The 13,834-nt window shown below is 29.1% G+C and carries 12 protein-coding genes; 3 read left to right on the top strand and 9 right to left on the bottom strand.

Annotated elements, in window-relative coordinates; all coding sequences use genetic code 11:
• Positions 1-6 precede the first annotated feature (6 nt).
• From J2Z25_RS06865 to J2Z25_RS06885, 5 genes are all read right to left on the bottom strand, one after another.
• The gene (locus tag J2Z25_RS06865) at positions 7-972 is read right to left on the bottom strand and encodes an ABC transporter ATP-binding protein (RefSeq protein WP_209739290.1); all 966 of its coding nucleotides are present in this window, start codon (positions 970-972) and stop codon (positions 7-9) included.
• Positions 965-2,011 (bottom strand): ABC transporter ATP-binding protein, encoded by a 1,047-nt coding sequence (locus tag J2Z25_RS06870; protein ID WP_209739292.1) that lies wholly within the window; start codon positions 2,009-2,011, stop codon positions 965-967. The genes J2Z25_RS06865 and J2Z25_RS06870 overlap by 8 nt, the downstream gene beginning before the upstream one ends.
• A gap of 14 nt (positions 2,012-2,025) precedes the next feature.
• Positions 2,026-2,949, bottom strand: coding sequence for an ABC transporter permease (locus J2Z25_RS06875; protein ID WP_209739294.1), 924 nt, complete (start codon positions 2,947-2,949; stop codon positions 2,026-2,028).
• 16 nt (positions 2,950-2,965) lie between these two features.
• A complete protein-coding gene (locus tag J2Z25_RS06880; protein WP_209739295.1) occupies positions 2,966-3,919 on the bottom strand; it encodes an ABC transporter permease in 954 nt (317 codons plus the stop codon).
• 81 nt (positions 3,920-4,000) lie between these two features.
• The gene (locus J2Z25_RS06885) at positions 4,001-5,713 is read right to left on the bottom strand and encodes a peptide ABC transporter substrate-binding protein (RefSeq protein WP_209739298.1); all 1,713 of its coding nucleotides are present in this window, start codon (positions 5,711-5,713) and stop codon (positions 4,001-4,003) included.
• 363 nt (positions 5,714-6,076) lie between these two features.
• Between J2Z25_RS06885 and J2Z25_RS06890 the strand changes: the two genes are divergently transcribed.
• Entirely contained in the window at positions 6,077-7,252 is a 1,176-nt protein-coding gene (locus J2Z25_RS06890) for a class I SAM-dependent rRNA methyltransferase (protein WP_209739300.1), read from the top strand.
• Positions 7,253-7,668: 416 nt separating this feature from the next.
• Entirely contained in the window at positions 7,669-7,968 is a 300-nt protein-coding gene (locus J2Z25_RS06895) for a hypothetical protein (protein WP_209739302.1), read from the top strand.
• Positions 7,969-8,118: 150 nt separating this feature from the next.
• Here the strand turns inward: J2Z25_RS06895 and J2Z25_RS06900 are convergent, their stop codons facing one another.
• From J2Z25_RS06900 to J2Z25_RS06915, 4 genes are all read right to left on the bottom strand, one after another.
• Entirely contained in the window at positions 8,119-8,988 is an 870-nt protein-coding gene (locus J2Z25_RS06900; protein WP_209739304.1) for a CAP domain-containing protein, read from the bottom strand.
• Between the two features lie 685 nt (positions 8,989-9,673).
• Positions 9,674-10,405: a 2-phosphosulfolactate phosphatase family protein gene (locus J2Z25_RS06905; RefSeq protein ID WP_209739306.1), complete on the bottom strand. Its 732-nt coding sequence runs from the start codon at positions 10,403-10,405 to the stop codon at positions 9,674-9,676.
• A gap of 66 nt (positions 10,406-10,471) precedes the next feature.
• The gene (gene mnmL / locus J2Z25_RS06910; RefSeq protein WP_008681477.1) at positions 10,472-11,395 is read right to left on the bottom strand and encodes a tRNA modification radical SAM protein MnmL/YtqA; all 924 of its coding nucleotides are present in this window, start codon (positions 11,393-11,395) and stop codon (positions 10,472-10,474) included.
• 86 nt (positions 11,396-11,481) lie between these two features.
• Positions 11,482-12,588, bottom strand: a complete 1,107-nt coding sequence (locus J2Z25_RS06915) for a hypothetical protein (RefSeq protein WP_142419220.1) — start codon at positions 12,586-12,588, stop codon at positions 11,482-11,484.
• A gap of 133 nt (positions 12,589-12,721) precedes the next feature.
• Here J2Z25_RS06915 and J2Z25_RS06920 point away from each other — a divergent pair, with 133 nt between their 5' ends.
• Entirely contained in the window at positions 12,722-13,780 is a 1,059-nt protein-coding gene (locus tag J2Z25_RS06920; RefSeq protein ID WP_008681473.1) for a YkvI family membrane protein, read from the top strand.
• Positions 13,781-13,834: the final 54 nt, after the last annotated feature.

The raw sequence follows: 13,834 nt of genomic DNA on the forward strand, positions 1-13,834 counted from the left end.
ATATAATTAATATAAATGACATGCTACAAAATGTCCTTTTTCTACTTCTTTAAATTCTGGGGATTCATTCTTACATATCTCCATACATTTAATACATCTACCTTGGAACTTACATCCTTTAGGAGTATTAATTGGACTGGGGACATCCCCCTCTAGCATAATTCTCTCCCTGTTTTCTTCTATATCCGGATCCGCTATAGGAATTGCTGACATTAATGCTTCTGTATATGGATGTTTAGCATTATTAAATAATTCTTCTGATTCAGCTAATTCAACCATACTACCTAAATACATAACTGCTACTCTATCTGAAATATGCTTAACCATAGATAGATCATGAGCAATGAATAAATATGTTAATCCTAATTTCTTTTGTAAATTAATTAATAAATTGGCAATTTGCGCTTGAATTGATACATCTAGAGCAGAAATAGGTTCATCACACAAAATGAATTTAGGTTCAACAGCTAAAGCCCTGGCTATACCTATCCTCTGCCTTTGTCCACCTGAGAATTCATGTACAAACCTATTTGCATGTTCTTTGTTTAACCCTACATTCTCTAATAGCTCATAGATTCTTTTCTCCTTATCCTCTTTTGATTTAGCTATACCATGAATATCTATTCCCTCTGAGATTATATCAGCAACAGTCATTCTTGGATTTAGCGATGCATAGGGATCTTGGAATATAATTTGAATTTCTTTATTAAACTGCTTTTTTTCTTTACCCTTTAATCCGTCTATTGATTTACCTCTATAAAAAATTTTCCCATCTGTTTTATCATACAGCCCAATAGCAGTTCTTCCACAAGTTGTTTTTCCACATCCTGATTCTCCAACTAATCCCAAAGTTTCTCCTTCTTTTATGGCAAATGAAACATCATCTACTGCTTTTAAAATTTCTTTATTACCAAGTTTAAAATATTTTTTTAAATTTTTTACTTCTAAAATTATATTTGATTCATTAGCCATTTCTTCTTTCCTCCTCAATTTTATCTAAAATTTCCTCAGGAACCCCTTCACTATATAGCCAACATTTAGCCTTATGTGTATCTCCGAATGAATATTCCTTTGGCTCTTCTTCTAAACATATATTCATACAATATTTACAACGAGCTGCAAATGCACATCCTTCTGGTGGTGCAATTAAATCTGGAGGAGTTCCCTTTATTGTATCTAATAACTGCTTTCCCTTCCATCCAAGCTTAGGAACTGAATTTAAAAGTGCCCAAGTATATGGATGTTTAGGCTCATAAAATATCTCTCTTTTTTTCCCCTGCTCTATAATTTGTCCTGCATACATTACCGCAATTTTATCTGCCATTCCTGCAACCACTCCAAAGTCATGAGTGATTAATATTACCGCTGTATTAAGCTTGTCTTTTAATTCATTAATAAGTTCAAGTATTTGTGCTTGAATTGTAACATCAAGAGCTGTTGTAGGCTCGTCTGCTATTAAAATTTTAGGATTACAAGCAACTGCTATTGCAATCATAACTCTCTGTCTCATTCCGCCTGAAAACTCGTGTGGATACTGATCAACTCTCTTTTCGGCATTTGGTATTCCTACAGAGTCAAGTATCCGTATAGCCTCTTCTCGTGCAGATTTTTTGTCCATATTTCTATGAGCTACTAAGTTCTCTATTATTTGCTTACCTACCTTCATAGTCGGATTAAGAGATGTTAATGCATCTTGAAATATCATTGAACATTCTCCCCCCCTAAATTCTCTAATTTTCTTTTTATCATAAGTTAATATATCTTCTCCATTATAAAGTATCTTACTATTCTCTTTAATTTCACCTTGCGGAGCTTGAATTAAAGCCATAATTGATCTAGCTGTAACGCTTTTTCCGCATCCTGATTCTCCTACTATAGCTAATACCTCACCTCTCTCAACCTCAAAGGACACCCCTCTAACAGATTGTACTTCTCCAGCATAAGTATGATAAGATACTCTTAAATTTTTAACATCTAGAATTGATTCATTTTTATTTACTAATTTCTCCATACCTTATATACCTCCTATTGTCTTAACTTTGGATCTAGAGCATCTCTTAAACCATCACCTAAAACATTAAATGATAATATTAATAAACATAAAATTATAGTAGGGAACAGCAATTGATAAGGATAAAATGCCATAGCTTGTTGTCCAGCTGATAATAATGATCCTAAACTAAATGCTGGGATATTCAATCCTAATCCTAAGAATGACAATATTGTTTCAGAAACTATTACACTTGGAATTGTTGATGCAACATCTAATATTATTAATCCAATTGTATTTGGTAATAAGTGCTTTAAAATTATTCTCATTGGAGATGCTCCTAAAGCCTCTGCTGCTAAAACATATTCGCTTTCTCTTAATTGAAGAATTTGTCCTCTTATCATTCTTGCTGTGCTAGTCCAAGCTGTTAGGCATAAAGCTAACATTAACTGAAAATATCCATTTCCTAAAACAACTAAAATCAGTAATGTAATTATTAAGTATGGAATACTATTCAATACTTCAACTATTCTCATCATTATTTCATCTACTATTCCACCTAAATATGCAGCTATGCCTCCATATAAGCATCCAACTACTATATCTATTACAGTAGCAATCAATGCTACGCTTATTGATATTCTTGTTCCTATCCACACCCTTGTAAACAAATCTCTTCCCATAGCATCTGTTCCCCACCAGAACTCACTACTAGGAGATAAATTTTTCTTTTCTGTTACAACTGTTTGATAATCTAAATTTCTTATAATAGGCATAAAAATTGCCATTGAAATTATTACAAGTAATATACATAAAGCTCCCATAGCAACTGGATTCTTTTTAAGCCTTCTCCAAGCATCTTGCCAATAACTAATATTGGGTCTTACAACTAAATCACTGTCTAAAGTATATGAATCTACAAGTTCAAATCTTTTATCTTTTACTTTTAATTTATTCATAAAGTCACACCCCTATCTACTTAACTAATCTTATACGCGGATCTACAACTGTATAAAGTATATCTGTTATAAATATTGCTACAAGATAAATTAATGCATACAATAATGTTAATCCCATAAGTATTGGAATGTCTCTATCATTTGCTGCTTGAATAAAATATTGTCCAGCTCCAGGAATAGCAAAAACCCTTTCTATAAAGAAAGACCCAGAAATTACTCCTGATATTGCCACTGGTAATACTGTGATTATAGGTATAAATGAATTTCTAAGAACATGTTTTCTAACTATAGATACTTCTGATAATCCTTTTGATCTAGCTGTAAGTGTATAATCTTGATTAATGCTATCTAACATACTAGTTTTCATTAATCTTGCATAATAAGCTAAGTATGTTCCAGCTCCAGCTAACGTTGGTAAAATAGTATACTTCCATCCACCTAGCCAAATATCAGCACCTTTCGGCCATCCGATTATAGGTAAATTTAATAATGGTCCCTTTGCTAAATACTTTTGTAATAATAGTGATAATACTAGTGATGGTACCGAAGCAAGTATCATCACTCCTACCAAAATTACATAATCAATAACCTTCCCCCTATTCATTGCAGCAACTATTCCTAGAAGAATACCTAGCGTTACTCCAACTACTATTTGTTGTATTCCAAGCCTTGCTGATACTGGCATCTTATTTTTAACTATACTTGAAAGTGTGTCTCCTGCACGTACTAAAGACTCCCCAAACTCACCTTTCACAATATAATTTTTTAATGTAATAAAGTACCTCTCTACTACAGGTTTATCATAACCATATTTAGCTATAACAATTTGCTTTGTTTGCTCTGGCAGCTTTTGAATCTTCTTATCTATAGCTGTTCCTGGAATTGCAGCTAAAAGAAAAAAAGTTGCTGTTCCAATTAAATAAAGTGTAATAACCATCTCAATAAATCTTCTTATAACATACTTTGCCATATTCCTCTCCCCTTCAGATTGAATTAATGCACATCAACAATAGTTGATGTGCATTATACTAATTCTATATAATAGGTTTAATTAATTTTTCCCTTGTATATATGCATGCTTGAATTCATAAACTGATCCAAATGAAGTAAATTGGATATCCTTAACATAGTTTTGATAGAATGCATACTTATCAGTATAGTAAACTGGTGAAATAACAGCATCTTCATTAACTAGTTTATTTTCTAGCTTTTTATAGATTTCTGTAACCTTATCTTGCTCTGTTTCTTTGTATACTGATTTTAACAATTCATCATACTCTGTATCAGCATAACCAGTGTGGTTATTTCCACCATTTGATACCCATATATCTAAGAAACTCATTGGATCATTATAATCTGCTGACCATCCAGACATTGTAAAGTCATACTCGAGTTTATCCATTATACTTAAATAAACTCCCCAATCTCCTTGAGTCTCAACATTTATTTTTATACCTAAATTTCCATTTACTTGTTGCGCTAACCATTCAGATCTTTGTTTTTGTAATTCTGAACTTCCTTGAGATAAATAAGTTAATTCATATTTGCTTAAGTCATCTGTTTGAAGTCCTAATTCCTTTAATCCTTCTTTAAATAGTTCTTGAAGCTTTTCCTTATTATTTACATAAGTCTTCGCATCACTTTCTAAAGGTCCTTCTACTTTATCTCTATACTTTTCATCACCAACATTTATAGCTGTTGGAACTATTCCATAAGCTGATTGGAATCTTCCAACTAAGTCTTTTGTATAGACATCTCTATCTATTGATAAGCCAATAGCTTTTCTTATTTTAGCATTCTTTAATATTCCATTTGCAGATTCACTCTTTTGATTAAAATATAAATAGAATGATCCTGGATCCTCTCCTGTAAGCTTTTGGAACTCTCCTGCATCAGCTCTTTCAGTCCATTTTTCTATATAATCTGTTTGAGCGCCAGTTATATCTAATTCTTGTGCCTCAAATAATTGAGCTTGAGTTGCAAATTCTTGAATCTTTGTCATGTTAATCTTTTGAAGATATACATTATCAGCATCCCAATAAGTATCATTTTTTACTAATACCATTGAGTTTCCATTATCCCAACTTTCTATCTTAAATGGTCCATTATATACAGTATCTTTAATTTCACTAGCATACTTGTCCCCTAACTTTTCAATAATATCTAATCTAATTGGATGGAACGTTGTATAAGAAACCTTTGATGCGAAGTAAGGTACTGGATGCTTTAATTTGAATTCTAGAGTATAATCATCAACAGCTTTTACACCTACAGCATCAACTGTTCCTTTTCCTGTATTATATTCTTCTGCACCTTCAATATCATAAGCTAAAAATCCATAAGCAAATCCATTGTCTGGATTTAATATCCTTTGAAAAGAATCAACGTAGTGCTTTGCTACTACAGCCTCTCCATCTGACCAATTCATTTTTCTTAAATGGAAAGTCCATGTTAAACCATCTTCTGAAGCTTCCCATTTTTCTGCCCCAGCCGGCACTATCTCGTCTCCCTTTCCATTATTCTCAATTCTTACTAATCCTTCTTGTACTGCATTAAGAATAGATGAACTTTGATTATCTGTAGTATCATTTGCATCTAAAGTAGCAACTTCAAAATAAATAGTGTTTAATACTTGCTCACTATCCATTTGTACACTACTAGATTCCCCATTTTCTGATTGTTCAGGCCCCTTTTTTCCACAACCTCCAAGTATCATCATGCAACTTAAGCCTATTGCTAGTAAAGAAATAAATCTTTTTTTCATAATTTGCCCCCTTTTATTATTGATGTAATTTAAATACACATTAATATATTTAGTATCTACTCATTTAAAATATATCAAACCCTGATACCATTTAATTGAATAAATAAGTAAATATATAACTGATTACATTTTATTACAATTAACTTATTGATAATATTATAGCATTTATTTTATTAAAGTCAATTTATTTGCACATTATTTTTTAACAATTTATTTGTATTTCCTTAACTTATTTTTCAATTTTACATATTTATTATCTGAATATATATAATTTATCATCAACTTATATTATTTAACTTTAATATTTATTTTCTTATAGTTATGATATAATCTTATAAGATTAATTTAGGAAGGAGCTACAATATGGCAAGTAAATTTTATTTACATAAAGGAAAAAATAAAAGAGCTGAACAAGGAAGACCTTGGATATATGTCGATGAAATAAATGAATATGATGGCGATTACGAAAATGGAGATATAGTTGAAGTATATAATCATAAAGGATTTTTTATCGGAAAAGGTTATATAAATGATAGAAGTAAAATAACTATTAGAATAATGACAACAGATATTAATGAAGAAATAGATTATGATTTCTTTAAAAAGAGATTTGCTAATGCATTTGAATATAGAAAAACAGTTATAGATACATCTTCTTGTAGGTTTATATTTGGAGAAGCTGACTTCTTACCAGGACTTACAGTTGATAAATTCGAAGATTACTATGTAATTCAAATTTCTACTTTAGGAATGGACCAATATAGGGACTTAATAGTAAAAATTCTAGTTGAAGAATACGGTGCTAAGGGTGTCTATGAAAGAAGTGATATTAAGACAAGAGAAATTGAAGGACTTGAACAAACTAAAGGCTTCTTAACAGAACCATTTGATACCAATATTCAAATAATAGAAAATGGAGTTAAATACATAGTCGATTTAGAAAATGGTCAAAAAACTGGATTCTTCTTAGATCAAAAAGAAAATAGAGCTGCTATGCATAGAATATGCAAAGACAAAGATGTATTAGACTGCTTTACTCACACTGGTTCATTTGCCTTGAATGCCGGTATTGCTGGAGCAAAATCAGTTCTTGGAATAGATGTATCACAGCATGCTATTGACTGTGCAAGAAAAAATGCTGAACTTAACAACTTACAGGATGTAGTTAAATTCGAATGTCATAATGCCTTTGATGTTCTTGGAGATTGGTCAAGAGAAGGTAAACAATTTGATGTTGTTATACTTGACCCACCAGCATTTACAAAATCAAGAAATACTATTAAATCAGCTATTAGAGGCTATAAAGAAATCAATCTTAGAGGATTAAAAATGGTTAAATCAGGCGGATACTTTGCTACTTGCTCCTGCTCACACTATATGAGTGAAGAACAATTAAAAAAGACAGTTCAAGAAGCAGCTCATGATGCTAGAAGAACATTGAGACAAGTGGAAATAAGAACTCAAAGTGCAGATCATCCAATTCTATGGAATTCAGATGAATCCTATTATTTAAAATTCTTCATTTTCCAAGTGGTTTAACATTACAAAAGCTAATAAGAAATATATAACGATAATATAGCAAAAAGGAAATTGATAATGAACTTCTCCCTCTATAGTTACAGTTTTATTATTTTAAATGTCTACTATAAAGAAAGTATATCATAACCCCAAGTTCCTTTTTGCTATACTATTTTATTAGTAAAATATATTCTAATATTTATGTTCTAATTAATATTTCAAATAATTGATACTATCAGTATATTAACATATAACCTACAAGATCATTTTGACTTTTATAAAAAGTAATATATAATTTATTTAGGTAAATTTTTCTATATAAGTATTATTTTATTAATATTAAAATATTTTTCTTATATATTAAATCTGAATGAGTACTAATATAGAACTTTTATTGTGCGTTATATATAAACTTTAAACTTTGAAAGAAGGTCTTTATGGATATGTTAGATAGTAAAAATACAAATAAAAATTTGGAAGGCTCTGAGACATTAAAAAATAATGTAATTTCTACTCATTCTATATACGAATTTAATAATGTATCTTTAGATTTTAAAAATAAATATGAAGCACTTAAAATCATAGAGAAATATCCTTTTTGTGAATCTTTAACTATATCTAAAAAAAATAGAATAAATATAAAAGTACAAACATCAAATCTACTACTATTATTTAATCAATTATCAAAAGATAACTTATTTTATATTTATATAGATATAGTAAAATGTGATACATAGCTTCTAATTTTTTATAATTAACTTTAGTATATTAAATAAAAAGCTATTATACTGCATATATTATTGCAATATAATAGCTTTTTATAAATTATATATAATATAAACTTAATAACCTTAATTGGCTAAACTGTTTATAGCTTTAATACTTTATTATCTATAGAATTCTTGTGTTGCATAATATGTGTTTCCTATCTTATAAACCCCAATACCTATGCTACTAAAGTTTGATGATAGTATATTTGCTCTATGTCCTGATGAGTTCATCCAGTTGTCCATAAATTGTGTTGCTAAAGTTGCATTACCATTTACACCTTGTATATATGCAATGTTTTCTCCCCAAGCACTATATGATACGCCATCAGCCTTCATTTGTTCAGTAATTAACTTTCCTTGTGGATCTTTATGATCAAAATATCCTCTATCGCCCATATCTTTAGATTTAATTCTAGCATAGTGCTCCATAGTTCCATTATAGCTTAATGCAGGGAGTCCTGCTGCTGCTCTTTCTTGATTTACTCTTTGGAATATAGCTTGTTCAATTTCTGCTATATAGCTACTACTATCTGAATCACTTGGTTTTTGATTTGATTCTTGCCCTGAATTAGAGTTAGACCCTTGTGATGGAGTAAACACTGGATTTTGTTGTGGTGTGTATTGTCCATCAGTATAACAGTCTTCATTTGAAGCATTATTTTCTGTTTGTTGATTAGCTTTTATGCTTGTTTCATTCTTACCATTTGCAGGTTGTTTATTATTTGAAGATTCATTATTTACATTAGTATTAGAATCAGTTGAAGCCTTGTCCACTGAAGCTACTGTATTTTTACTTGTTTCTACTACTTTGTTAGATTCATCAGTTTTTGTTTCCTTATTTTCAGATGAAGTTTCACTGTTAGATTGAATCTTTGTAGTATCATTATTAGGTGCTTCAACTTTTGAAGGCATAAAAAAGCTTCCTACTCCTAAGGCTATTGTTACTCCTGTTGATACTAATAACATCATTAATTTTGATTTAATCATTTGTAATTCCCCCTTCAGATTTGTTTATTCATCTGTGCCATTATACTAACATAATGTTTAGGGGGGCTAAATATGAGTTAGTTTCTAATTAATGAATATTATTCTATGAATAGTAATTATATTATTTATATTGATTTTTTTACCACAAAAAAATCTCATATAAAATCTATAACATTTACATATATATTTATTAAGTGCTCATTCTGTCTTAGTTTGCGTCATTTCTGAGTTTAAGTACATCTATTTTATATATAAAAAATAAATATTTATGTATTTTTTCATTGATAAATTGATATATTTCCCATGATAAAATTTCCCAAAAAATATTTAGTATATTTTAATTATTTTTTGCAATACTCTTTTATATTATATGAAACAATACATATCTAATTTTAAACTAATTTTTCTTTTAACCTTATATATCTAGATTTATCCCAAAATATTAAATTTATTTTCTAACAAAATAAAAGATGACTAAGCGTTGCTATTAGTCATCTTTTATTGAAATAAATTCTATAATTATAGGAGTTTAATTTGTTTGTATATGCTTCATATTATTAAAAGTGTGGAGCTTTTAATAATATCTTTTCTCTCTTCAATTGATATTGATTATCAATCTAATATTATAATATATTCTTTTTTTACCATTGTCAATAGAAATGTTATAATTAATTGAAATTTATTATCATTTGTTTATTAATGATATCACTCCTGTATTCTTATTTACCACCGGAACTATATCCAATATATCTTTTTTACAGCAATATTCCAGATCATCTTGTAAATTTAAATCTTTCAATATATTATAATGCCTTGCTTCTTTAATAAAGTTTACTATATTTTTATTATTTTCATATATATATTTAGCTGTTTTAGCTATATCAGATAAATTATGAACATTATTTTCACATAGTAAATTAATCATATACCCTGAACAAATAAAGTCATCCATAGAAAACTGACCATTTGTACCTGAATTTATAAATACTATATCACTAGAATTTTCATTAATCATATCTATAACGGCCTTAGCATTTATCATTGCACCTATTAGTATTTTACTTGCTTTCAAACTTAAATTTATTGCTCTTGTTCCATTAGTGGTACTTAATATTATACTTTTTCCTTCTATTTGATCTCTTGTATACTCTAATGGTGAGTTAGTAAAGTCAAAACCCTCTATTTTTATAGCTCTTCGTTCTCCCCCTAGTAATGCATCCAGTCCCTTTTCTGAAAGTTCTTTTTTCTTATTGAAGGCTTCCTCTACAGTTAGCATTGGAATTACTTCCTTTGCTCCATTTGCTAATGCCGTTGTAATAACTGATGTAGCTCTTAGCATATCTATTACTACTACTATTTTATCATCTAGATATTCCTCTTTAATATGATCTGCCGATATAATTACATCTATATTCATAAAAATACCTCCCCATATTTTTAATTTAAATTTGATTAATCATCGATTTTTATTATGATATTTGTATTACTTAAAATTCTTTCCTTGCCATATATCATTATCTTCCAAAGCCTTATCTATGGCATTTAATACTTCCCACTTTTTCAAACTCCACATTGGTCCTATTAGTAACTCTCTTGGTGCGTCTCCTGTTAATCTATGTACAACCATTTCTTCTGGTATCATAGAAACTCCCTTACAAACTAAATCTATATATTGTTCTTGTGTTAATAACTTTAATTCTCCACTCTCATACTGTTCGACCATCTTTGTTCCTTCCATCAGATGAAGTAAGTGAAACTTTATGCCCTTAGCCCCTGAGTGTGCTATGTAATCAACAGTCCTTAACATATCCTCTTCTGTTTCGCCAGGTAATCCAAAAATAGTATGTGCAACTACCTCAATATTTCTTTCTAATAGTCTTTTTAATGTATCATCAAATACTTTAAAATCATATCCTCTATTAAAATTTCTAGCAGTTTCATCATTTATTGTTTGTAGCCCAAGTTCAACAATTAAATATGTTTTTTCGTTTAATTCAGTTAAAAATTCTAAAACATCATCATCAATACAGTCTGGTCTTGTTGCTATTGATATCGCTACTACATTTTTTTGAGTTAATGCTTCTTTATATTTTCTTCTAAGTTCTTCTACTGGCGCATAAGTGTTCGTATAGGCTTGGAAATATGCAATTAGCTTTCCATCCTTCCATTTTTTCTCCATCATATCTTTTCTATCTTCAAATTGCTTTGTTATAGATAATGTTCTGCTTCCAGCAAAATCACCTGATCCTCTAGCACTACAAAATGTGCAACCTCCTTTGGCAACTTTTCCATCTCTATTTGGACAAGTAAATCCTCCATCTAAGGATATCTTATATACTTTTTCATTAAATTTATTTCTAAGATAATAGTTTAAACTATGATATCTCTTACCATTCCATTCTTTCATTATTTCCTCCTAATAAAAAAATAAAAGTACCACTATATTTAAGTTGTACTTTTATTCTACTACAATATTTTTATATGTTAAGTATTTTAAATATTTTTTTTAACTTCCTCTTCTTCCATATTTGCTTTATATTCTCCAATAACATCTATATTAATGTCATTTCTCCCCTCTTTAGCACTAACCTCAACTGTTATTTCGCTTTTATCAAAACTTTTTAAAGTTATATTATATTTATTCTCTGGAAACATTTCATTAAATTTTAGTTTAACAAGTTCTCCATCAGCAGTCTTATATACATTTATTCTATTTAACCCATTAGAATTTAAATATTCTACGATTAAATACCCTTCCTCCCTTGAAAAAACTAAGTTTTCAATTTTAGCATTATCCAATATATCTAAAGGTATAACCTTCTTAGCAATTGGCTTATCTACTAACTCCTCTAAATCACCACTAATATTAGAGTTTTGATTTGCACCGGCTGTTGCACTTTCTCCCCCACCTTGCCCTTGAGCGGCCTTACTTTCTTCTATATATGCAATTGATAAAAAAGTCTTATTATTTCCTATTGTTGAAATTGCTACTTTTTGCCCCTTATATCCTAATGACACTGGTCCAAAAGCTTCAGATGGAGCTTTTTCCTTATATAACATTATTTTATTTTCACTTAAATAAACATCCTTAGGCAAATTATTTAATGTTAATATTAAATCGCTTTTTCCTCCATCTTCTCCAATCATTCTTAATGATTTATTTCTAACAAAAACTTGTTTTTTATTCATTGATTTAACTTCATCAATTTTATATTGATCATCAATTTTCAATACCTTTATTGCATAATTATCTAAGTCACATTTTGGCTCTGATGCTGAATTTCTGATTACATTATATATCACATAAGCTGATCCTGAAGATTCTATCATGTTGTCAGGAGCATACGCTATTATTCTTGATGTTCCAGTTGATATCTCCTTATTTTTACTTATCAATTGTTCTGTGCATAGCTTATTTGCTTCTTCTATATTATTATCTTTAACATAGTTTAAATAATTTTCAGCAACTTTTACTGCTTCCTTTGGATTAAATAAATCTATATTAGCTTTTTCATTATTTTCTTTTTTTGTACATGCTGATAATAAATAAAAACTCATAATTACTAATAAACAACATTTGAACAAATTCCTCTTTTTCACTTTTACTACCTCCTTATATATGTTCCTCAAAGTTATTTTCCCTAAGAAAATATACCTTATTCATTTTTGAAGAATAAAAGTACTTTAATAAATATATATTTGTTAATAGATAGTAAAATAGGGGGATATAAAAATGAAACGGGAATTTTCTAAAATTTTTCAAATAGCAGTTGTTTTTATAGGTACAATTGTTGGGGCTGGATTAGCCTCTGGACAAGAAATCAAAGAATTTTTTACATCATATGGAGTATCTAGTTTTATAGGAATCATAGCCTGTGGTATATTCTATATAATCATGGGATCTATAGTTTCTAAAATTAGTATCAAATATAAATTAAACTCTTATGGTGATGTAATTAAAGTTGTAAGCCCAAATCTACTTGGCAAAATTACTGGTGTAATTACTACACTATACTTAATTTCTAGCGCATCAATAATACTAGCTGGTAGTGGAGCATTAATAAATCAATTTTTTAATATTCCTAAAATAATTGGTTCTTTAATAATGGTAGCTTTAGCAATTTTCTTTCTTCTAAGGGATACAGATGGTTTAATTGAAGTTAATTCATTTATAGTTCCAACTCTCGTAATTACAATAACAACAATAACTGTGCTATATTTTATGTTTTGTAAAGATATGATTTCATTAGAGTTTTTAACTAAATTTGAACCAAGAAAAACTGGTGTAACATTATCTACAATATTATATGCTGGATATAATACTCTTTGTTGCCTTGGTGTATTAGTACCTCTTAGTAATCAAATAAAAAAGCCTAAGACTATGTTTTATGGAATTGCACTTGGTGCAATAGGCTTAGCAGGTTTAAGCTTTGCTATAAACTTTTTATTAATGATAAATCAACCATATATACATCAATATGAAATACCTTTATTATTTGTAGCTCAACGTTTTGGAAATGTAGTTCAAGCATTATTATTAGTAGTAATTTGGTTAGAAATGTTTTCTACTGAAGTTTCTGATGTTTACTCTATAAGTAAAACATTAGATAATAGCTTTAATATAGAATTTAAAAAGGCAATCTTCATAGTTCTTATTATTGCTCTTCCTATATCAAGAATAGGATTTTCAAAATTAATTGGATCATTATATCCTCTTTTTGGAATGCTTAGCTTAGTATTTATAGCACAAACAATTTATTTTTATTTTAAACATAAAAAAGAACTAAATTAATTCATAAAAGAAAACACCCCATATTCCCAAAACTGGAATACTGGGGTGTAACTT

Origin of the sequence: Clostridium tertium, assembly GCF_017873245.1 — a bacterium.
Lineage (GTDB): Bacteria > Bacillota > Clostridia > Clostridiales > Clostridiaceae > Clostridium > Clostridium tertium.

What these genes read in the sequence shown, in the direction of transcription:
- J2Z25_RS06870 (WP_209739292.1), bottom strand. Translation starts at nt 2,011, where the DNA reads ATGGAGAAATTAGTAAATAAAAATGAATCAATTCTAGATGTTAAAAAT.
- J2Z25_RS06895 (WP_209739302.1), top strand. Translation starts at nt 7,669, where the DNA reads ATGGATATGTTAGATAGTAAAAATACAAATAAAAATTTGGAAGGCTCT.
- J2Z25_RS06905 (WP_209739306.1), bottom strand. Translation starts at nt 10,405, where the DNA reads ATGAATATAGATGTAATTATATCGGCAGATCATATTAAAGAGGAATAT.
- J2Z25_RS06920 (WP_008681473.1), top strand. Translation starts at nt 12,722, where the DNA reads ATGAAACGGGAATTTTCTAAAATTTTTCAAATAGCAGTTGTTTTTATA.
- J2Z25_RS06865 (WP_209739290.1), bottom strand. Translation starts at nt 972, where the DNA reads ATGGCTAATGAATCAAATATAATTTTAGAAGTAAAAAATTTAAAAAAA.
- mnmL (WP_008681477.1), bottom strand. Translation starts at nt 11,395, where the DNA reads ATGAAAGAATGGAATGGTAAGAGATATCATAGTTTAAACTATTATCTT.
- J2Z25_RS06900 (WP_209739304.1), bottom strand. Translation starts at nt 8,988, where the DNA reads ATGATTAAATCAAAATTAATGATGTTATTAGTATCAACAGGAGTAACA.
- J2Z25_RS06890 (WP_209739300.1), top strand. Translation starts at nt 6,077, where the DNA reads ATGGCAAGTAAATTTTATTTACATAAAGGAAAAAATAAAAGAGCTGAA.
- J2Z25_RS06885 (WP_209739298.1), bottom strand. Translation starts at nt 5,713, where the DNA reads ATGAAAAAAAGATTTATTTCTTTACTAGCAATAGGCTTAAGTTGCATG.
- J2Z25_RS06875 (WP_209739294.1), bottom strand. Translation starts at nt 2,949, where the DNA reads ATGAATAAATTAAAAGTAAAAGATAAAAGATTTGAACTTGTAGATTCA.
- J2Z25_RS06880 (WP_209739295.1), bottom strand. Translation starts at nt 3,919, where the DNA reads ATGGCAAAGTATGTTATAAGAAGATTTATTGAGATGGTTATTACACTT.